This is a genomic window from Bradyrhizobium sp. USDA 3262 (assembly GCF_054060035.1).
Genome location: NZ_JBSSCT010000001.1, coordinates 2,871,923 through 2,893,334, shown reverse-complemented (window position 1 = coordinate 2,893,334; position 21,412 = coordinate 2,871,923). Strand labels below are relative to the sequence as shown.

The following is a 21,412-nucleotide window of genomic DNA, read 5'->3' as shown; positions in this document are numbered from 1 at the left end:
CGAGCTCTCTGGGCCGGAGCAGAGCAATGGTCTCCTTGAGTTTGCGGATACTTTGCAGGACGTTGTGCTCTCGCGGCCAACGGGCATTTGTGCAAGCGCTGTGGAGCTGAGCGGAAGTATGGATTCGGCTTCGGTCGCGATTGCTGTTGGCAAAAGCGTGAAAACCGTAAGGTGTGGCGGCATCCTGTTGGGCGACGGGAGCAGCCCCAGGCAGTCTGATCGGCGAGCGCGCATTCTGAGCGCACTGAATTGCCGCGATCACCCCCTTGAAATGCATACCCACATGCCGGCGATTGATCTGGATCTTGCCCCAGAACGACGCCTGCCACTCACTTCAGAGTATTGCCTGGAGGCATTTGAGGCGCTCTGCGACAGCTTTCGCGCGGACGGCTACGAAATCGTCTGGTCCGGCATAGGCGGCGACAAGCTTTGCGCTTGCTCCACCGCCGAGGAGGGCGGCTCAAGATCTTCGTCTTCACGTCACCTGGAGATCGCCGTTGAACTTGCAGACGGCCTGTTGACAAATCGCGCGCTCGACGCCGCTCATTCATCCTTCCTTTTCAGCGCGCCGCTTAGCGCGACCGTATCCACATTTCTGCTCGCAAGCCTTTGTCATGCTCGTCCACTCGCAAGGCGAGGACTTTGGCCCGTTCGCCCGCTAGGCGATCCGAGATTGATTAATACTGCAGCGAAGCTTCCGCTTGCACTTCGCGCGGGCAAGGAAATATTCCGTTCCTACCTGCGTAATCGGCTGCGCTGCGATGTGTTTCCGCACGGTTATGCAAAGGAGACTTTCGCGCTTGTGTTACCAAAGGCGATTGCGGCTCGTGCAGACACGATTTCATCGCAGCTTTCCTCTTGCGCCCTGGCCGACTTCGGCTTGGTTTCGCGAGAGTCCGTTATGGCGCTCTTGAATAGGGTATTAACAACGCAAGTTGCTGCAACCAGCGCCTTGGTTCGCTTCCTGTGGGCGGAACGCTTCGTTCGGCAACTATGTTGAGAGCTTCACCATCAACAACCACCGGTTAGAACACCTGCTACATCAAAGAAAGGTTGAGAATTGGACGTTCTCGCCCATCGGCACGATGGAGCTAGACTGTGTCGGCGTGTATCGCGGGGCTATCGGCAGAGAACGCGACACTGGACGTTATCGTTTACCCCTGTCGTTGCATGCCGTTTAGCCCTTTTTCCGTTAGATAGATTCGTCTTTTGGAGGCGGGTCGCTCGCGAAGGGAGGCGCCGTCTGGCGCGCACTCTGTCACGCATCCCGGCAAGCCATAAGGATATGGACAGGGCTCTTCGGCCTGCACTTACCGTTAGATCACCAGAAGAACTCTCCTGGTGAACGCATTGGAATGGCTTTCGTCGGACCTATGACTACTAACGGTTGACGGAGCTGCGATACCCCGCGCGGTCGCTAGGCCTTTCCATATCGAGAGCCGAGATCTCAATTTAATCAACGATTGCTATCGTTTTAGATTCTCGTCCCGCGCTCGGATGATAACGTGCAGCTCCGCGGAGTGCTTTTGCATGATCATTGATGGCCACTCTGTGCTGGAACATCCTCATCCGTTCCTTGCGATCATGCTCCAGCGGCGGAACCGGAACGGCTTCAGAGGCGGCGCGCAAATTTCTTTACGCAAGAGGACGCGGCCGCTGTTCCCACGAGCGGCCGCGCCGCGAGGCCTCGATCCTCATTTTCTGCTTGGTTTGTATCCGGTGGTTAGTGCTGTACGCACGCCGGATCGGTCAAACAAAAAAACAGATCGCAGATACCATTCAACGGGTCGTCCGCGCATTGAGGATATGACGTGTCGGCGACCTGCACCTTGGCAGCGACGGGTTGAGCGGCGGCTTCAGCAACACAGGCCGGCACTGCCGCCGTTGCAAGCGCGGCGGCGCTCGCAGTCACAAACAGCAATTTTTTCATTCCAGAGTCGCTCCCTTAAGATCGGCCCCAAGCCGTCCTCATGGATATATGACGTTGCCACAAGTGGTAAAATTGATTTTCTTGATCAGGCCTATCTACGGGATGGATGAGTTCGGACATCTTTGCGGGCTCGGTTATGAGTTGCTCGGAGAAGCCGTTTATGGTCGGCTTCTCGCCGGCCTCTAAGCGGTCCGCATTGATCTGAGCAATCGGACAACGCGGTAACTGCATCGTCTCGGCCCAATGACTTGCACGGCTTGGAGGCTGGACGCGTGCTGCCCGAGGCGGTGAGTCACATTCCTGATGAGTGCACAAGCGAACTCATTATGACGGATGCGACGACTGCGCGATCGCTGAAATTCCATTCGTTTGTTCGGCTGCGCTAGAGGCTACACCGCATGGCTTCGGCCCGTTCAAGTACGGCGGCATACTGCTAATTCAGCGAGACTGCATTCCTGACCAGAACTTGCCACCGAGGGCGATATTGTTGCTGAGCGCGCGGCCGACTTCGTCGCGCAGCGACGGCGGCACTGACTGCAACCATCACCTCAGACTTGCTCGAAGGTCCCGATCGCGGCTGCCCTTACAAAATCCACACGGTACTCACTGCCAACGAGAAGAATCATGGCCCAAACGAATTATCACCGAGGCGATAGCTTCTGCAGACGTAGAAGCACCAAATGACCATTCTCGGATATGCCGCGTTAGCATCCAGGATCGACATCTCATCCGCTAGTTCAACTCCTAAAGGCAGCCGGCGACCGCGATCTACCGCGAGATGATCAGCGGTGCCGCGCCGATCGGCCACAACTCACCACGTTGATGGTAGCGCCTCCACCCCGGCGACGTGGTGCTGGTGACGAGGCTGGACCGGCTCGGCCGCAGCACCCGCCAGCTAAATGAGCTTGATCGAGCGCATCGGCAAGACTGGTGCTGCATTCCGCTCGCTCGGCGATAGCGCTGGTCATTCGCACATCGCCTAGGGAGCGACGCGGTTGCGACTGTCTTGCCGTCAGCTGAGAGCAATGTTGAAGCATTGTCGAGGGATGCTCGACGCCGGCCTTGCGCAACGACGCAGCTTACCGCAATCGCCTCGATCGGCGTCTCGCTGCCTGCCAGGGGTCCGACGATGCGTACCCACTGGCGGCGCGAGCAACTCGCTGCAGAGCGATGAATTGCCTATGTCGGCAACAACAACCGAAGCGATCGCAGGGTTCTAGCCCAGCGCGCGATCGGTCACAGTCGGGTTGCGTCTCATACCCGCGTAAGCTTAACGAACCCTCCTTCGGCCAACTCGGCTTGGTAGGTTCTTCCGTTAAGCTGGATTGTTTTGGGGGTGTTTGCGGTCGGCATGAAACCTTCTTCGCCCAACTTATCCATGAGAGCAGGTGTCGCCCATTGGCGTGGTAGCGGCGTTCCGAAGCGCCGGTTCTCCGTGAATAAGGCTCCGAAGTCTCGCCCGGCCTGCCCCAACCCCACTTGGTCCTCCGCAGGGTTATGAACAAGACGAACGCAATTGGAACCATCGAAACCGGCCGTGTAGCGGTGACCTTGGATTCACAGGTCATCGTCGGCTGGTCCGAATCCGGCAGGAGACCACGATGGAACAGCCGTTCGACCATTGAATCAGGTGCGATTTGCGAACCGTGGGAAAATCTTTGAGGAGCGGGTCCAGGCGATGCGGCAGACGCCGAGTACAGATCTTGCAGCGCAGATCTGCATGTCAATCTCTGCGCGCGATCCGTCGTTTCTGCCTCAACTTCGACGGGTTACCAACCAGAATGAGCGGGATAGCCCGGCCAGCGCGACAAAGAACAAACGAGAGCGCGGCCTACGTGAGAATCCGGCAAGCGAGAAACGAACTATTCACCCGATCGAGAGTGCAGAACGAACAGGTCCCAGCACCTTCTGGGGGCCATGGAGGCCGATGCTGGGACCGTCGTGGCCACATCCGGGGGTAGCAAACGGACAGGCCCACCTTATTGTGCATCGTCAATTCGATTCGTCAAACCGGCCCACGGTGTGCGTTCTCGCGGAACGCCGATCACTCGGAAATCGCTTGAGATTCACCGGCTTCAGCCAGCCGAACCACTACTCAGCGCAGCCCAAGCGGCACTTCCTCGCCAGATACGCGCACTACATCCCGTGTCGAGCGAGTTGCATCGAGCCGAACTCCGCCTCAAGACGGGGATACCATGGCTGGCCGCCACCTCTGCTGAACAAGGACTTGCAGAACGCCGGCGCAAGCCTGCCGCGGTGGATCAACACGTCTTCGTGTCCCATTGCAGCTCGAGCATTCTGCCAGAGCCGATTGTAGCCGCGCTGTTCATTGGACTTCACGTGGCAAGCAGCGAACTCGGCGCCATCCAGCGTCGCCAATTGCGAGACATATACCGGCCTCTTCGTATGGATGTGCACCCACACCGGATCCGGCATCGCACCATTGCTCAGTGCCCTGGGCTGCAGCTTGATCTCGAACAGCGTGCCTGGCTCCCCCTTCAACGCACGCGGCGGATCGGCAGACGTCAACTCATCGGCCGCCCGCAGGTATTCAAGGTACTTCTGCGACGGAAAGGCGTACGTCTTCATGCAATCCATCGTGATCGCAGCCTTCCGCGCGTTCAAAGAATTTGCCTGTCCCTGCACCTCGGACCACATCGCCTTGAGCCGGACTATTTTTTCGTGCACTTCAGGCACCTGCGCAGGCGTAAGCAGGCCACGTCGGCGAGGTTCCTCTAGCGCCGCTACACAGGCCTCGATCTCGGCGGCTTGCGTCTGAAGGCGCTTAACGACGAGATCCACGATGTGGCCGGCATCCTCGGGCTTCATTTGGCGCGTTTGCGAGACGGCGCTTTGCTGCGCTGGAAGATCGAACTGCAGCAGCTCGTCCAATCTATTGAGCAATCCGTTCAGCGCTTTCCTGGAGGGCGGAGCACGCCACATTTCCTGGCCGGCCGTTGACGATGATTCCTTTGCGCGTGCCGCCTCTTCCGGGGTCGCAAGCTTCTTGGTGCCCAGATCCGAGAGAACGATGACCTTACCTGTCGGAGCCGAAGCAGCGTCGGGCCTGGCGACCTGCGCCTCGCGTAGACCGGCCGCCGAACTCCCCTCACCTGCCGCCGGTGTGCGCTTGCTTTTTCCCTTCTTGCGCGCAGCCTGGCCCTCAGACACTGCGCCGGTATTTTCCGGTATCCAGTTGGCGGGCGGCTCGATCACGGCGGGTGTCTTTGGCTGCACCGCCAAAAACCGCGTGACGTCGTTTGCGGTGACCCAGGCAGCTTCCTCGATCTGGTCCAACAGGTCCAATGGAGTGTCCGCCCCCATTCCAGCATCCCTCAGCCCAGCGACGATGCCGTGCACCCCCGACGCAAATTCAGAAAGCCGTTCCATGACCCCTTCCAAAACGGTGCTGTGCTCCGCGTCGAGCGCCGCTCCGCGGTTGTACAGAACGGCTTCGCCCGTCGACGCGAATGCCGGAACAACATCGTTGATGAAGGTCCCGAGCAGACGCATCCGCCCGTCCTCACCGATGAGGGCGTTACTCAGCGCTGGTTCGAGCGTGCTCGCCCGCGATTCGATCAGGAGCCGCGCGAGAGCGATCCGCGATTGCAGATACGTGCACTTCGTAAAAAGTGCCCAGCCGGTATGCAGGCGTAGCATCTCGGGCGTGGACCCCGGCAAGCTGGCGGTGGCCACGCAGACGGACTGCATCCGTTCCGAGCGCAATGCCTTCTTTCCCCACCACTCCATGCAGGCCATGTAGTGCTTCGCCACGGTCGACACCGCTCGGCTTAGCTGGGCGGGCGCAGCGTTGGCTTTGCGCAGCTGCTCGAGCACGGCTGCGGCTTTCTCTCTACCGGCCTCCAGGTCGTAGACAATCGAGGTAGCCACGGCGTTGCATTGGTCCCCCGCAGCAAGAGTCTCGACTCTGACTCCGCAAGCCTGATCGTCGGAAAGAAGGCTGCGTGCCACGTCGGGAGGGAAGCTCGCATAATAGTCCAGAACTTCCGAGCCCGCCTTGACGACTTGATCAATCAGGTCCTGCGCCTCCGACCGGTTCCGCGCTTGGCCGGCCGCCGTTTTAGAAGCACCAACAAAGGCCACAAGTAGGCCGCGCATTTTTTTCTGCGCTGCTCTGACCTCGTCTCTCGTCGGGACAGCCACATCCGAAGCCGGCGGCTCGCCGACGAGCGGCGCCATTCCATCTTGAGACCTGGAGTGCATCCGCTCCACGACGGAATCGAACGATTGCCTGGCTTCTCCGGAGACCGGTCCAGGCTCCCCGCCCGATCCCCACATGCTATCAGCTTCTGCAGGCTCAACGTGCGATTTGCCAGCTCGGCCAATGCCCGTCATATCCAATCTCCGATCGAATCGAGAATGCGCAGCCTGTCTGATTAGACAGCTTGGCTGACGGGCAGCTGACGAACAGCTCTTTCCGGGCTACACAGAAAATGGCCGGATCACCGTGGGCTCCGGTTCATCGAGGCTGCCAGTGCTGCAACAGGCAGCGATGCAGCGGATGAGCGCATCAAATCGGGGATCATCCGCTGCAGTGCATGACCGCACCGTAACGTTGCTTCGGCGTGATCCCGCCAAAATCCATACTGACAAGCCGCGGCAGATGCGACGGGGCAAGACACTATCCAGCGTCGCGTTCGTCTGCACGGACTTGGCGGGCTATCTCGAATAGCGGAGAGCCGCCACGAGAATGCCAGCATCTTGAAACGGCTTGATCATTGCGGCGAGGTGCATCCCCCGACTTTGTCGAGGGGGAGAGACCTTCGGCCGCCGTACGTCCCATCATCGAGGAGGAGATACGAGTCTTAAATCCAAGAACCTGCACACCCACGGTCGCACACAATTTAAATAGGTCTAAATCTTCGATCAAAATCGCATTATCTGTATTCACCTTCGGATCGAGCAGAACCCATATTGAGGGACTCCTTCGCAGCTCCCGCCCATCCGAGCCCGTTGAGCAACGCTCATAAAAAAATGGCAACGACCGTGCCAAGCGCACCGAGCGTCAACCCGACCAGCGAACCGGCCGTCGGCACATCACGAAAAAGTATAAAGGCGAGAACTGGCTCCACGACCAGAATAGCTCCGACTGAAATCGCGACAATGATCCAGATATTCTTGAGATGCATGTAGCCCAGCGCGTATCCGAAGACGAGCAGGACGCCACCGACGGATATCAGCACAAACATCGGCAGGAGCATTGTGACATCCCCGCCGGCCTTGCCAAACTGCCTTGAGGCAATCAACTCCGCGATTATCGAAAGCGCTTCTCCAACGAAAATCGCGGCCACTGCTACAATCTTCACTGTCAAGCTCATCGGCCCTTGATTCCAACTATCCAAGTCAGCGCCGCAGATGAACACTCGGAGGTATCGGTGATCTTGCCTCTTGGAGGTGCCAGTGGATTATGCGTCGCTACTTATCGCTGCTCGCAGGCGTCTCAAAGCCTGCCCAATTGCAGACCGGATCTCAACATGCAGCGATTGTTTCGCGCCGACCAAGCCGCACCCCGGGGCCGGTCGCCAGATTCGAGGGATCGAAGCCTAGGCTGCAATCCGCACAGGAAGAGCGGAATAACCGTGCACAAAGTTCGACGCAATTCGCTCGGGTTCGCCGACAACCTCGACTTCCAGTCGTGCCTTCAAAATCTCCTCCCAGAGGATTTTCAGCTGCAGCTCCGCAAGATGTCGACCAACGCAGCGATGGATCCCAAATCCGAACGAAAGATGTTGCCGCACGTTCCTGCGGTCGATGACGAAGCGCTCGGCGTTCTCGATGACTTCATCGTCGCGGTTTCCTGAGATGTACCACATGACGACCTTGTCGCCCTTCCTGACTTGTTTCCCACCGACGATGCTATCGGCCGCGGCGTTGCGGCGCATATGTGCGATGGGCGTTTGATAACGAATAATCTCGGACACGGCGCTCGAGACAAGTTTCGGATTATCGCGTAGCTTTCGCAGCTCGGAGGGGTGCTGGTTCATGAACAGGAGGCCGCCGGTAATCGAATTGCGCGTGGTGTCATTCCCACCGACGATCAGCAGAATCAGATTTCCAAGAAACTCACTCGGCTCCACGTGTCGAGTTGCAGGCGAGTGCGCCATCATGGAAATCAGGTCCATCCGTGGCTCGGCATTGATGCGCTCGTTCCAAAGGCCTGTGAAATAATCCAGGCACTCGGACAAGATCGCACTTCGCTTGTCCCAGCTATCGATCGGCTGGCCAGTTCTGGGCATTGCAACAGCTACGTCCGACCAATAGGTCAGCAGACGCCGATCCTCAAATGGAAAGTCGAATAGCGTGGCAAGCATCTGCGTCGTCAATTCGATGGAGACCCTATCCACCCAATTGAAGTCATTGTTGCGCGGCAAGCCGTCCAGAATCGTCCTGACGCGACGACGGATCAAGCTCTCGAGTTTCGTCAAGTTTTCCGGCGCGACTATCGGACTTACAGTATCACGCTGCTCGCGATGCTTAGGCGGACCCATCTTGATGAAACTCTGCGTCCAGTGCCTGTCAGGCACGTCGACAATAGTGACGCCTTGCTCCGACGAGAATATCTTGTGATTAGTATCTACCTCTACGATATCGCGGTATTTCGTTATGGACCAATATGGACCATAGGGGCTATCCTGGCAGTAGTGAACGGGATCTTCCCTTCGCAGCCGCTCGAAATAACCCCATATGCTATCATCTTGAAAGCGCTTGGCTTCGCTTACGTCCAGATTGCTCAGCGGGATCTTAAACGCGCCGTCGGTTCTGTAGTCTACCAATTGCGTTATCACGATCGCCTCCGCAGATTTTGCTCTCTTGAGAGCTTGCGGATCCACAGGTCGCGATCCATCGTTTCGAGCTGCCGTGACGTTTTGTTGCGAGCGGATCGTCGCCCCAACAGAGTATCCTAAAGCGCGGGCAGTCACCCCTACCAGTTCCGGCAGGTAAGGATGGCGTTGACTTTCTAACTCGATTTGCCCCAGTGGATTGATGAGAACAATCCTCGCTACACAGGCGTCGCCCAATGCCAGCTAGATCGCTGCTCGCGCCACCGAACAGCGCAATGTGAGCCACCTTCCAGCTTCTTTAGGTGCCAGATACGACGTTTTCGGCTCCCCGCGGCCGCATATTGGCCGCGGGATCGTGCGGTGACCACGACCCACGCTGATCGTCGTCGACGAAATCAGTTAGCACCGCTCCGCCGAGAAAGGCCAATTTGGTTCTCAACATGGCAACAAGCGTGCTTCATTCATCATCCTGACCAGCAACTTGCCATCTAACGGGAATAGGAACTATCGCCGCCAAGAGCTTGCGATGCTCGACCGCTTGTCCATCGCATTGATGGCGCCCAAACAGTTCGCGAGCGCAATCGCTTGCGCGACAAATAGAAAGATGTTTCAGAACCTGCGCTGCCATCGGAAAGCCTTAGGATGTGCCGCTTGGGCGGATCCGGCGCCGGTTCCGCATCGCTACGGCTGCGGAAGCATCTCCGCAGACCATTCTAGCGAGAACACCGAGCCCAGCATCTGGCGTGGCGCTGACTCGGAACGAAGATGTAAGTAACAGCCAGCGGTGCTACGCGACGGCCAACGCATAGAGAGCCGAGTTGGCACGCCAGGCCTATCCAGGCTTCGGTAGGCGTGGCCGAGCTCGGAGCATTGTTAGCGACGAGATAGGAGCTTGGTCTAGGTCATTTCGCCAACCTGCATATCCTGTATTTGCAATCCGTGAGGAGCAAAGCAAGCGGCTGCTCATCGAACGCTGCGCTCCCTCTCGCAATTTCTTGCTCCGGCGCCTGAAAGGACCAGACAGAATGACGGCATATCCCATGGTGTTACAAAACTTACGCGCTGCCAATCCTGGTCGCCGGGTATTGGAGATAACGACGACCGCAGGATGCATCGTCCGGTGTACTTATTGCCACCAAGACAAGTTCGCTGATCGGCAAAGACCCGTGTCTCAAGCGAAGTACCTAGGTCTTCAGGATTTCGAGCGGTGTCTTGCACGCGTGCCGAGGACTACCGAGATCAGTTTTGCCGGCTACTCGGAGCCTTGGCTCCATCCGAAATGCACCAGGATGGTTGAGCATGCTTACGCACGTGGGCATCAGATCCGAATTTTCACGACCCTCGTCGGAATGAACGGGAGTGACATTCGGCGCTTGCAAATGCTGCAGTTCAGGGCTTTCATCGTCCACGTTCCTGATGACGGCACTTATATGAACAGCCGGCTCGTCGGAAAGTCCTATCTCAATGTCATGCGCCGACTCGTCGAGGCGAACATTCCCTCGATTCGATTCGTTGTCCTGGGCAAAGTCCATCCGGACCTCGCCGACACCATTCCCGCAAAAGCGCTGCAGCGCTTGCGTCCGCTGAGTAACAGCCGAGGACGTCTAGAGTCGAATATCATCAAACCGCGACAGCCCGTCGTCGGACCCTTGACGTGTATTGGCAAACAACAACATCGGAATGTCCTTCTACCAAACGGCGACGTTACTCTGTGCGGGATGGATTTTGAGCGGCGTCATGTCCTGGGCAATCTTTTGCGCGACGAATACGCATATCTCTTCGAAAGCCCAATTTTTCACGAAATCGCCGATCGCATGAACGGAATGGATGGCTTTCTGCTCTGCAGGATGTGCGAGTTTGCTCACCCGCAGACGTCGGGATGTTATATGGATGCCGACCAACAGACGTGACGGCCGGCCTGCACGAGTGTGGATGTCAAGATTCTCTCTGAAGAACGCGACCGATGCCAATTCGCTCGCCACGTGCCGGGAACGGCCAAACCGATGGAAACCGCCGGATCGGATATGCGATTGACACGAGGCGGATCAGAGCCGCGCCTCAGTGAGGTGAACCAGTTGAGAGCCTGCGCTGTAGAGGGCCTCACGGGCGGCACGAAACCGCCGATATTCAACCGGCGCAGCTGGAAGTGGTAGGTCCTCTTCCGCAAGGCGGCCGAGAACGTAGGACGCCAACACCCGGCCGAGGACGGTCCCAGGTGCAATCCCGCGCCCGTTGTAACCGCCGAAGGACACGAGGTTACGGTCGAGCTTGTGAAAGCGCGGCAGGTGGTCGGAAGTCATCCCGATCATCCCGAACCAGCCGGCTTCGAACTCGACGTCGCCGAGCTGCGGAAACAGCCTACGTAGCGACCTGACCGCCCAGGCTCGGTGAACCAAGGTGCCGATACCCTCTAGAGCGCCAACGCTGCCGAACACCAGACGGCCGGACTGATCGAAGCGAAACGAGGAAAGGACCTCGTGGGTGTCCCATGCCCCTTGTCGTTCGGGCAAGATTGAGGTCCTGAGACGATCTGGTAAGGGCCGCGTTGCCAAATTGAAGTAAGGTAGACGGATCTGCTCTCGCTGAATCCGCAACCAAGGTCTTTTGCCGTAGGCGTCGGTAGCGACGATTACCCACTCAGCACACACAGATCCCATTGCCGTGCCGACCCTCCAGCGCAACCCCATTTCGTGGACTGTGAGGACTTCAGTCTGCGCGAATATCCTCGCGCCCGCCGCAAGCGCAACGCGCGCCAAGCCGCGCGCATAGGCCAGTGGCTGTATTGTACCGGCGCGCGTATCGAGCAGCGCGCCGGTATAGTTGCCACCGCCAATCTTTCTGCGCGTCTCCTTCGCATCAAGCACCGCGACCGGAGCGCCGCGTTTCTGCCACTGTTCGGCACGAATCTGGATTTCCTCCAAGCCCCTGCGGCCGACCGCGCAATGCAGGGTCCCCGCGCGCTCAACTTCACAGTCGATCCCATATCTCTCGATCAGTGCAAAAACCTCCTGCGGTCCTCCACCCAGTAATTCGATGAGCCGCTCTCCAAACGGGGAGCCGAGCGTGTCTGAGAGCGTGTCGGGCATGACCCACATACCCGCATTGACGAGCCCGACGTTGCGCCCGGAACCACCGAATCCAATTTCGGATGCCTCCAGCAGAATGACGCGCACGCCGCCCTCCGCGAGGCGGATAGCCGCAGAGAGTCCAGTATATCCACCGCCAATCACAACGACATCGGCTTGCAAATCACCCACGAGAGGACCGGTATACGGCGGCGCCGGCGCCGTGAGCTCCCATAAGCCGTGCGACTTGCGATTGCCTTGCATCCGACGAACTCGTTCTGCAACGCATCAAACTCGGCCGGCGGTCTTCGCTATCGAACTACCGATCCGAACGAGTCGTGAACCGGTACTTTAGCAGTTTGACCAGCAGCAGCGCTTGGCGGATCCAGGAGCCGAAGAGGCTTCATCGAATCGTGAGCTCCCAGATGATCCGGATATGCCCGCCATGAATCGATGGTCGGAAAATATGCATATTTCTAACACGCAGGTTACTATTATCGATCAAGTTCAAGACGCGCCCAATATCTCCCTGATCAGAAAAGACGACATACATCAGGCCGTTGGCGTTGAGCCAATTATGCGCTCCGCCGAGAGCTGAGGCCATGGCGCTGTGATCTTCGTCAAAGCAGGAGCGCTCCAAATCGTCCCTTGCTTTTCGGTTCCAGTACGGGGCGGCAAACAAAATACGGTCGAACTTTTCTTCAGGCTGCAGCGCAGAATAGATGTCACTGAGGCGCGCTTCTGCCTGCTTGGAATGACCTAACCGCTCGATGTTTAACTTTGTGGTGAGAACGGCTTGCGGATTGATATCGAGAGCCACCAGGTGTTCTGCCCCAGCGCGAAGTGCCGCCAGCCCCAGGACGCCTGATCCGCATCCCAAATCCCATACTGTTGCTCCAGATTGGATGTGCCACTTCGATATCAAGGCGTCGGGAGCGTGACTTAGGCGTGGCGACAGAACGCCGGGGAGAATGTGCAAGAGCATACCGCACACTTCCACGTCGTGCGGGTGTTCGCATGACCGCAGATCCGCGATCATAGCGTCTACATCGGTCGTTTGGCGCCGCGCCGATATGGCTTTGGGGGCAGTCATTCAAATCTCCAGTTCCCTGGCGCGCGCTTTGCCTCATCGTCCTGCCATCCAATCGATGGAACGCCCTATTGAGCAAGTGCGCCTGCTGTTGCACTGTACAGGGCCTACCGGTTTAAAGAGTTTCGGGCAGGTTTGTCCCAACGTGTCTGAATGCGCTTTGCGCCTTCGCCGACTGTCATTGCCTCTCAATAAGCAACGGCCGTGCCATCGGAATTCAAAGCGCTCGGCTTCTGATTTTCCTTGGAGAACGACTGCCGGCAGCTCTGATGTTCTGCCGCCCCGACGATTGTCTCCGGCGGTGTCGGACTCCGAACACGTATGACCAAGTTGGCGTACGAATGGCTTCGTGTTGCGGCTATTCTCGCAGCTATTCTCACGGCAGGTTGACCGGAAATCAGAAGTTGCGACCTGGAAACTTCGACGAGAGCTCGTCAGGAATAGACAAGATTTCGCACAATTCACGATTTGATGCCGCCCCAATGGCTATCTAGCTGATTTAAGAAAAAGCGATATTTCACCCTGCGCTTGCCTCCGACGATCGAAAACTCGCCGACGCCATACCGGCCTTCGCCATCATAGCGCCGATCGCCTGAATCGAGATAAGGAGGCGATCATCAATGGAGCGGCATACCCTTGTTGCAGCTCAACTCCTCAACCCGCGCCCACTTTTATCACAATCCCCTCTTTGTGTCTGCGATCCGCGCTGCAGCGCCTCGGAGCAGACACTTTCCGGACCTCGTTCACTCTACCTGACGGGAAGTCACGTCAGGTTTTGGAAAGTTAACATCAGTAGCGAGGAACCACAGAGCTATGCTGGCGGACGAGATCATGGACCGATTGAGCACTATCAACCAAGCTGATCATGATTCGGCTGCATCCAATGCGGCCGCGGAACAACCGCAACAGCCGCAAGCGGAGTTCGAGCAGCACCTGCTGGACGCGCCAGGGGCCGACCCCATATATTCCCATAGAGAGCTTTATGATGTCACCGAGGAGGACGATCGCCTCATCCAGGCGGCATCCGGCGCTGCTCTCAAGCGAGATTTACCGCCGAGGCCTACCACCGTCAGTATTTATGATCGTCGGCTTCGCAAATTGGCTGAAGCGCTGAAGCAGGATGGCAAATCAATTTCTGGCCTCGATGACAATGCGTTGCTCGGACACGCTAGAAAGCTGCTGCCGAACGACAAGGTGATCGCCCCGCATTGTCAATGGTCAGTCGGTACCGCGAGCCTGACGCAGACGCTCTCCCCCTCAGAACACATTATCGTCCTTCCAGGGAAGATGAGCGTCTCATCAGGGAGGCTGCCGAGGCACGTTTTGGTCGACAGATCGGCGAGAAAAAGGCCGGGGGCTATGCGAGCGGGCTGCGGAAGTTGGCGGTAGCGCTCCGCCCGTCGTCCATTGCCAAGCTCAGCGATGACAAACTGCTCGGCCACGCAGTCCGTTTGTTTCGAAATGACAAGACGCTCATCGCCGCCTTGAACGCTCTCCGCGACTATCGCGCGATCGTCGGGCGGGGTAATTTGGGCGCAGAAGGAGGCAGTTCGCGGCAGGTCATTCAACCGCCCTCTCCTTTGCCCATGCGGCCGGTCGATGAACAGCGCTTGGGGAGCGCTGCGGATCGCGACGCCTCACTACCGGCTGATGGTTTCAATACTCTGCAGGTTTGGCACGAGCCAAGTTTAGCCCCTCATTCTCCGATACATAGTGTGGCCCAGGATGAGCTTTTCGATACCGCGGAGCAGAGCAGCGAGCTTTCAGCTCCTGGCTTCGATGCACCATTGCTTTCGCAGCAAATGCGTTCAGCGACTTCATCGCCCGCGCCAAGTTTCACTCAGGAAGAACTTTTCGATGCCGTGACCGGTTGGCAACGAATGCACTCGGCGACTTCATCGCCCGTGCAAAGTTTCCTCCAGGAAGAGCTTTTCGATGCCGTGACCTGGCGACCCAGCCCGCGGCCGAATTTCGTCCCTGAAAACTATTTTGGACGGATGATGGACCAAGGCGCTGCGGCCCAGACCACTTGAGCGGACGTCCTTTCCAGCCAGCGACAGCTTTGATGCTTCTTTGGCCGTTCCCGAGGACTTCTCCCACGGCACCCAGCCTGCGCCGGATATGATGCGCTCCAAGCTGGGTCGATGGGGTCTGTTGCCCGATGCAGCACAGTGGGTAAAGACCTACGATATTCGCGGTGAAGGCTATACGGGCGTGTTGGGACCGCGAGGGCCCAATGATGTTCAGCTCATCCATCTGCGGTCTCCCGCTGTCGGCGATACGTTCGATGTGTCGTTTGCCGTTCCCAAGGACTTCTCGCATCGCACCCAGCTGGCTCCTGACATGATGCTATCCACGTTGGGCAAGTGGGACTTCTTGCCTGTTGCGGAATATCCGGTCATGAACTACGAGATCGGCGGCGAACGCTACACGGCCATGTTGGGACCGGGAGGACCCAACGACGTTCAACTCATTCACCACCCTCGGCCCGCTTTGCTGGGCGAAGCGACGCGTGCGGTGGGGAGGGCTTCCCCGGGTATCGACGTCGGTCCTGCGCCAGGGTTTGATGCACCCGCACCTTTCGAATGGCGCGAGGACGCCCCTTCGGCGCTGGCGCCAAACCGTACACAGCCGAAAGCCTACCTGGAGGCCGCGTTCTTCTCTTCCATCGGCCGCTATTTGGCTAAACAAGGGGCTCGTCGGCGATGTATCTATCACGTTGTCGTCGCATTCGGCAGCGACGGCACTTTCAGCCGAGCAGACCCGAGAACCATCGGGATACAAGATGCGAACGCGCTACAAGACCATGGCTTGGCCGACGATCAAACGTGAATCATCACCGGCCGGTGGACCATTCGGATTGGAAAGAATGTCTCACTAGGGTCGCGGACAAGGATGCGAACGTACTTTGGCGACCCGGTTTTTGGTTTGATGAGGGCCCTTGGCTCCTGATCATACCAGCATAGCCGGCACTGGCGATCCTCCGATCACAAAGATCCGATGAGGATCGTCAGCCCTCATATGGCGCCTTTGAGCGAACTGGCGCACCTTCGTGCAACTCGGACGCCCAGACGAAAGACGGTCAGAGACAATCCGGCCGTCTTCACGATCTATATTATCGTGCCATGCTCGGTGAAGCATCCACGCGGTTAAGGAAACAGCTTCGAAGTGGGGTCCTGCGCCGTGCTCTTCTTACCAGATGAACTTCGCGCCATCAGGCAGGTCGCAGATGAATTCGCCCTGGTGCACAAGTTCGGTGGTCCCGACGACAAGCTTCGAGGCCCGCACCGTGAGCTTGCCTTCGCGGCTGAGGCTATGGCGGATGTACTCGGTGACGGCATGTCCCGCGCTGTCCACCGTTTGGTGCGCATTGGCGAAGCTGATGCCGTTCTGGGGCGTCACCCTGAAGGCATTGATGACCAGACCGGCCTGCGTCGCCGACGCAGGCTTGCTACCCTCCGCGTTGGCACAGCGGCTCATGTCCAGGATGAGCTTCACGTTCTTTCCGGTCTGCAGGGCATTGAGCACCTCCGTGTATTTTGGCGAAGGCTCGTCGGCTCTCGCCATCGTGCTCATGCTTGCGGCCGAAAGCAGGGACAACAGGATCGTCAGCCCTTTGCCAGTACACTTCATATGCTCATCTCCCTCGATAAGTACCAAAGATCGCACGCTGCAAGACGTCGTCCTCGCAAGCCGTTTGGCGGATTCCAGACATCAAGCACGCCGCGCCCTGCGACAAAAACAACCTGTCGCGACCAAGCACAAGTGGTTGTGACGGCCATTCCGACGTCACAACCTCGTAGGTCAGGTTTACTAAAGTGGCCTGAGCTCGTACGACATCGCTGGAACGATTCGATCGACCGCCAGCCGCCTAGAACTACAAACGGCAACCGGTCGCGCCAATCCAACGGAGGCCGATATGACCGAGCGGCCCCAAATGCGCCTAAGCGGGCGATTTCCGAAAGAAGACTTCGACCAACCGCATCTGCCAGCTTGTCCACGTTGAGACCTGGTAGGACTCTCTGCCCGCGGGGATGGCCGACAATGGGTGGCTGGGCGAACAAGCTCAGTCAAGACACCCGATCTCGCCCTCGTCGAAAACAGGAACGCCAGATGGCACAAAGCAGTGTCGACTTCAAATATATCGCTTTGCGTGGCTTCTGTCTGGCTGACCGCTCACCTCACTGAACTGAATTCATCCGGCACCCCTCAAACGGATACTGGCTTCCTTCCTGGTCCGTCAGCTTCTCGAAAGCTGCACCTGCAAAACTCCATGCCAACGGCCGGCACTCGAGGGGAGATGGAAGAAGAATGAATGTTGATCCACGGAATCCCGCAGATACTCCCTTTGAGGCTCACGGCGTCCTGAAGCAGCCTCACCGCGTGGACCGGCAGCCAGACGAGCTGAGCGCACACACCGACGCGCCGGCACACAGGTCCTAGCATCAAGCAAGCTTTGAGCAGCAGCTAGATGACTTGAGGTCCGACGCGTGGTGCCCATTTCGACCTGCCCTTCCAAATTGATCTTTGACGTCACTCATTCGGGCGGGCTTCGGCTATTGCCTGACATCGATCCGGTCGCCGCGTTCGTGCCCGAGACCGAACCCGTGTCGTGAGCCGGAGAACGCCTTCGGCGAAATACGGGACGCGCGTTTTGAAGACCGTCAAGCGCAGTAAACGCCGCATCAAACACGGCAAGCCGCGCAGCCGCTCTACGCCTATCCGCCTTTTGAATGCGTTCCATCAAAACAATTGATTTTGCCGATCCTGCATGAAGCCCCCATAGTCGGTTGCGATCTTTGGAGGCAGCATTCAGGAATGTGGTGTGACAATCGATTCTCTGTCCAATCCCTTGCCGGTCAATTCCACTTCGGCAATCGCGCGTCTGCATCCAGAAGATCACGCGCCAGATCAACGCTTCTTGCGGCCAGCCAAAGTCAGCCTGCCAATCGCCACGTGTGAGGCGATCCGGCAATCGCACGCTTACGCGCGCAACGGCTTCGCCCTTAACGCGCAGCAAGTATGGCTGCCTCATGCCATCGTTGCAGGTCAGACTGCGCGTCATAGAATTTGGAGAGACGAGATGCTCACGACGTTGGAGAAAGTAAGACCGACAGAGATCCTCAAAGCTGTGACCGTGTCCAGACTGCCTCGCTGTCGCCTCAAGACGCGCACAAGTTTGAGGGTACGTTGTAACCAATTGTTAAAGACACTTGAATCTCACCCAACGTCAGATTGTAGGATTTCCGACAACCTCGCGACACACAACCGCGCTCGCGCGAACACTTCCCGACAGGTAGCAAGAATTGCGAACGTCTCTCAAACTCAACGCCACACCACTTCGCTCGGTCACACGGATCGATCACTCCTGTCGACGGCGTGTTCTCAACACCGCTTACGTGCAGCGCGAAGGAATCAGTGCGACCCCTGTTGCAGCCGGATCAGGATCTAGCATTCGGGCCGAAAGCAGGCTCTGTTTACCTCGCACTGTCCGTGCACCACGCAACCAAAAACTCGAGCTTCGATCATTCCGCCGCCGCTCATCCAAGATGAGATGCAGCTGGCGCAATGACCTCGATCAGAGGCGTCCTAACCCCGACAAGCAGCGCCCCTATCTGCCCCTCATTCACGACTTGTCGATGGGGCGCAGCATTGGACGCGGCAAAACATCGGGATCGTTGGCGCCCTGCATGTCTATCACCGGCTAGGGAGCGGTTTTCTCAGTAGTCGGAAGGCACATCGATCTGTTCGTCGTACATCGCTGCGCCGGAGGCATCGTCCAGATGCGTGGCCTGAAATTGTCATTCACGCGGAACACCTTGCCTCATCGGGACTTGGCGACGCCACAGGCTCGACAGCATAGCAAGATTGACCGCGGGGCCGGGGCAAGGTGGAAGTGGTGGGGAGTTCCAACAATGTCGGTTTCGCCAGGCTGTTCAGCCACAAATCCATCGGCTCGCTCCTGGGTATTGGCTTCGATTGCGCGCTCTAACGCCATCACGATCGAAGACGGCTACTCAGTGCGTGCAGACATCTCTGCGATCAATGCTCAGATCCGCCAATCTGCTGCAACCGCTTGCGGCCTCGTGAATGATTTTGCATCTCTTCCCGGCATAAAGGGCCCGCTCGGCATCGCCGGCGACGTATGCAGTCACCGTCGGGTCATCGCATTTTTCAATCTCATGATAAGTATGTCACCGGGATTGATCGCCCGCCACCACGCTCCGCTTCGTCGCTGCCGCACTTTGGCGCTCACGCCAAGGCGGACGTCTGTCAGTTTCGTCGAACCTCTTGGTCAACCGTGACGCGCTTAAGGTCTTGGCGTGTATGGACGAGAGGCGATGAAATGCGAATTCTCCTGGTTGATCATCATGCGGACTTTGCCCGTGCTGTGAAGGAAGCGCTCCCCTATTGCGGGTTCGCAGTTGACGTGACACGCACGCTGGATGAGGCGGCGGCCGCGCTGGATTGCGCCAACTATCACATTCTTTTGCTCGAATTGGTTCTGCCCGATGGAGACGGCTTGGATTGGCTGAAGCAGCTGCGGCGCGAGGGACGCTCGATGCCGGCCATTATGATGAGCAGTCTCAACGATCTCGGCCGGCGGATTGCGATCTTCAATGCGGGCGCGGACGATTTCCTCCCCAAACCCGTATCGACCGAGGAACTCATCGCACGCATGCGGGCCATTCTGCGGCGGTCGACGCAAATGACGGCGCCGCTCGTGACATTCGGCAATCTGCACTTCGACCCCATTGCGAGGCAAGTCGCGGTCGGTGGTCGGATACTGAAGATTGCCCGCCGCGAAGTGTGCATTCTTGAACATTTGCTCAACCGTGCCGGCCGCACCGTGCCGCGCGCATCACTGGAGGACAGCCTGTACGCGTTCGACGATGAGGTCTCGACCAATGCGCTGGAAGTCGGGATCTATCGCCTGCGCACGCATTTGAGCCAGTCGGGTGCGACGCTCAGGATCAAGACCGCGCGCGGCGTCGGTTACACCCTTGAACTCATTGAGGCAGCCTCGGCTGCCTGATTAAATCGAACTCGAAAGCAACAATCCCTTGAAGGTCATTTACAATGCTGCCGGCACCGATGAGCCGTCGATGGTCGCCAGCGCGTCGCGCTCTGCCGGTTTATCTCGCCTCTGCTACGTCCTGTGCGGATTTGCTATGCTGTTTTCATCTGCTGCGGCAGCCGAGATCAAGCGGGATGGCAAAGGAGAACCGCCACGCGCGGCGCCGGGCGGCACCTCCGGCACGCTGAACCTGACTTCTTCACAGGGCAAGACAGTTCATCTGACCGCTGCGGCGACCAGCATCTTTGTTGCTGACCCGACGATTGCGGATTATCAGGCACCGTCGAACACGACGATCTTCGTGTTTGGCAAGAAATCCGGACGGACCAGCCTCTTTGCCCTGAACGAAAACGGCGAGGCTCTCGCCGAGCTGCGCGTGGTCGTTACACAGCCGATCGAGGACCTGCGAGCAACGCTTCGAGCCGAGGTTGGCGACTATCCGATCCACGTGAGCTATACCCCACGCGGCGCTATCCTAAGCGGTACGGCGCCCAATGCCGAAGTCGTCGAGACCGCCAAGAAAGTTACCGAGCAGTTTCTTGGGGCCGGGTCACTGGTCGTCAACAAGATCCAGGTCGCCGGGTCGTTGCAGGTGAATCTCAGCGTACGGGTCGCAGAAGTCTCCCGCAGCGCCGTCAAGGATCTCAATATCCATTTCACCGCATCCAGCCCGAACGGCGCTTTTCTGATCAGCGGCAAAGATGGCGGGTCTGGCGCCGCCGGCGGCGGCGGCACGATCGGTATCGGGTTCAGCGCCGGCAATACCAATCTCAGCGCTGTTCTCGACGCGCTCGCCAGCGAACACCTCGCCTCGATCCTGGCTGAGCCGAATCTGACGGCGATGTCCGGCGAGTCCGCAAGCTTCCTGGCCGGCGGCGAATTCCCCATTCCTGTGATGCAGGATAATCGGCAGGTTTCGGTCCAATTCCGCCAGTTCGGCGTGAGCCTCGAATTCGTTCCGACGGTTCTCAACAATAATCAGATCAATGTCCGTGTGAAGCCCGAAGTCAGCGAGCTGTCGAGCGAGGGCCAAGTCAAGATCAATGGCATGGAAGTCCCTGCCCTCTCGACGCGGCGGGCCAGCACCGTGGTCGAGCTCGCCAGCGGTCAGAGCTTTGCAATCGGCGGCCTGATCAGGCGCAACTTCAACAACGACATCGGCGAATTTCCCTGGCTCGGCGACGTGCCGATCCTCGGCGCGCTGTTTCGCTCCTCATCGTTTCAAAAGCGCGAAACCGAGCTTGTCATTATTGTCACGCCTTACATCGTGCGGCCCGGATCGAACCCGAGCCGGATGAGTGCGCCGAACGATCGCATCGCACCGCCGTCGGACGCGGGCCGCATTTTGACGAATACGCTGGCGCGACCGCCAAAAGACCGCGATGCGCCCCGCACCAGCGCACCAGGATTGACCGGCAGCGCCGGCTTTATCATCGAATGAGGATC

Annotated in this window: 17 protein-coding genes; 9 read left to right on the top strand and 8 right to left on the bottom strand. The window is 58.3% G+C overall.

Annotation, left to right across the window (positions count from 1 at the left end; translation table 11 throughout):
* The first annotated feature begins 118 nt into the window (after positions 1–118).
* Complete coding sequence (locus ACVWYP_RS13495; protein ID WP_125459151.1) at positions 119–1,000, top strand: hypothetical protein; 882 nt, start codon at positions 119–121, stop codon at positions 998–1,000.
* 723 nt (positions 1,001–1,723) lie between these two features.
* Here the strand turns inward: ACVWYP_RS13495 and ACVWYP_RS13490 are convergent.
* On the bottom strand, positions 1,724–1,930 hold the full coding sequence (locus ACVWYP_RS13490; RefSeq protein WP_018269959.1) for a hypothetical protein: 207 nt from the start codon (positions 1,928–1,930) through the stop codon (positions 1,724–1,726).
* An 847-nt stretch (positions 1,931–2,777) separates the two neighbouring features.
* On the opposite strand from ACVWYP_RS13490, the gene ACVWYP_RS13485 reads away from it, so the two are divergent.
* On the top strand, positions 2,778–2,888 hold the full coding sequence (locus tag ACVWYP_RS13485) for a hypothetical protein (protein WP_077230994.1): 111 nt from the start codon (positions 2,778–2,780) through the stop codon (positions 2,886–2,888).
* Between the two features lie 1,178 nt (positions 2,889–4,066).
* Here the strand turns inward: ACVWYP_RS13485 and ACVWYP_RS13480 are convergent.
* The 3 genes from ACVWYP_RS13480 to ACVWYP_RS13470 form a co-directional block, all read right to left on the bottom strand.
* A complete protein-coding gene (locus tag ACVWYP_RS13480) occupies positions 4,067–6,286 on the bottom strand; it encodes a hypothetical protein (RefSeq protein WP_026192329.1) in 2,220 nt (739 codons plus the stop codon).
* 629 nt (positions 6,287–6,915) lie between these two features.
* Complete coding sequence (locus ACVWYP_RS13475) at positions 6,916–7,269, bottom strand: hypothetical protein (protein WP_016844734.1); 354 nt, start codon at positions 7,267–7,269, stop codon at positions 6,916–6,918.
* A gap of 225 nt (positions 7,270–7,494) precedes the next feature.
* Entirely contained in the window at positions 7,495–8,733 is a 1,239-nt protein-coding gene (locus tag ACVWYP_RS13470; RefSeq protein WP_026192328.1) for a cytochrome P450, read from the bottom strand.
* Between the two features lie 1,379 nt (positions 8,734–10,112).
* On the opposite strand from ACVWYP_RS13470, the gene ACVWYP_RS13465 reads away from it, so the two are divergent.
* Positions 10,113–10,643 carry an SPASM domain-containing protein gene (locus ACVWYP_RS13465; RefSeq protein ID WP_225161279.1) on the top strand — a complete coding sequence of 177 codons (531 nt, stop codon included), beginning with the start codon at positions 10,113–10,115 and terminating at the stop codon, positions 10,641–10,643.
* 135 nt (positions 10,644–10,778) lie between these two features.
* On the opposite strand, the gene ACVWYP_RS13460 is transcribed toward ACVWYP_RS13465, so the two are convergent.
* Positions 10,779–12,062 (bottom strand): NAD(P)/FAD-dependent oxidoreductase, encoded by a 1,284-nt coding sequence (locus tag ACVWYP_RS13460; RefSeq protein ID WP_016844737.1) that lies wholly within the window; start codon positions 12,060–12,062, stop codon positions 10,779–10,781.
* 139 nt (positions 12,063–12,201) lie between these two features.
* Positions 12,202–12,891 (bottom strand): methyltransferase, encoded by a 690-nt coding sequence (locus tag ACVWYP_RS13455; RefSeq protein WP_016844738.1) that lies wholly within the window; start codon positions 12,889–12,891, stop codon positions 12,202–12,204.
* A gap of 810 nt (positions 12,892–13,701) precedes the next feature.
* Between ACVWYP_RS13455 and ACVWYP_RS13450 the strand changes: the two genes are divergently transcribed.
* Genes ACVWYP_RS13450 through ACVWYP_RS13440 form a run of 3 tightly spaced genes read left to right on the top strand, consistent with a single transcriptional unit; the run spans position 13,702 to position 15,720 of the window.
* Complete coding sequence (locus ACVWYP_RS13450; RefSeq protein ID WP_016844739.1) at positions 13,702–14,277, top strand: hypothetical protein; 576 nt, start codon at positions 13,702–13,704, stop codon at positions 14,275–14,277.
* Positions 14,268–14,921: a hypothetical protein gene (locus ACVWYP_RS13445; protein ID WP_016844740.1), complete on the top strand. Its 654-nt coding sequence runs from the start codon at positions 14,268–14,270 to the stop codon at positions 14,919–14,921. The genes ACVWYP_RS13450 and ACVWYP_RS13445 overlap by 10 nt, the downstream gene beginning before the upstream one ends.
* Positions 14,922–14,961: 40 nt before the next feature.
* Complete coding sequence (locus tag ACVWYP_RS13440; protein ID WP_016844741.1) at positions 14,962–15,720, top strand: hypothetical protein; 759 nt, start codon at positions 14,962–14,964, stop codon at positions 15,718–15,720.
* Positions 15,721–16,080: 360 nt separating this feature from the next.
* On the opposite strand, the gene ACVWYP_RS13435 is transcribed toward ACVWYP_RS13440, so the two are convergent.
* A complete protein-coding gene (locus ACVWYP_RS13435) occupies positions 16,081–16,464 on the bottom strand; it encodes a VirK family protein (RefSeq protein ID WP_225161277.1) in 384 nt (127 codons plus the stop codon).
* A gap of 961 nt (positions 16,465–17,425) precedes the next feature.
* On the bottom strand, positions 17,426–17,908 hold the full coding sequence (locus ACVWYP_RS13430) for a hypothetical protein (RefSeq protein ID WP_155258733.1): 483 nt from the start codon (positions 17,906–17,908) through the stop codon (positions 17,426–17,428).
* An 895-nt stretch (positions 17,909–18,803) separates the two neighbouring features.
* Between ACVWYP_RS13430 and ACVWYP_RS13425 the strand changes: the two genes are divergently transcribed.
* From ACVWYP_RS13425 to ACVWYP_RS13415, 3 genes are read left to right on the top strand one after another with little or no spacing between them, the layout of a single operon-like run.
* On the top strand, positions 18,804–19,193 hold the full coding sequence (locus ACVWYP_RS13425) for a hypothetical protein (protein WP_125459152.1): 390 nt from the start codon (positions 18,804–18,806) through the stop codon (positions 19,191–19,193).
* 41 nt (positions 19,194–19,234) lie between these two features.
* Complete coding sequence (locus ACVWYP_RS13420; RefSeq protein ID WP_026192327.1) at positions 19,235–19,924, top strand: response regulator; 690 nt, start codon at positions 19,235–19,237, stop codon at positions 19,922–19,924.
* A 28-nt stretch (positions 19,925–19,952) separates the two neighbouring features.
* Positions 19,953–21,407 carry a type II and III secretion system protein family protein gene (locus tag ACVWYP_RS13415; protein WP_028343877.1) on the top strand — a complete coding sequence of 485 codons (1,455 nt, stop codon included), beginning with the start codon at positions 19,953–19,955 and terminating at the stop codon, positions 21,405–21,407.
* Positions 21,408–21,412 lie beyond the last annotated feature (5 nt).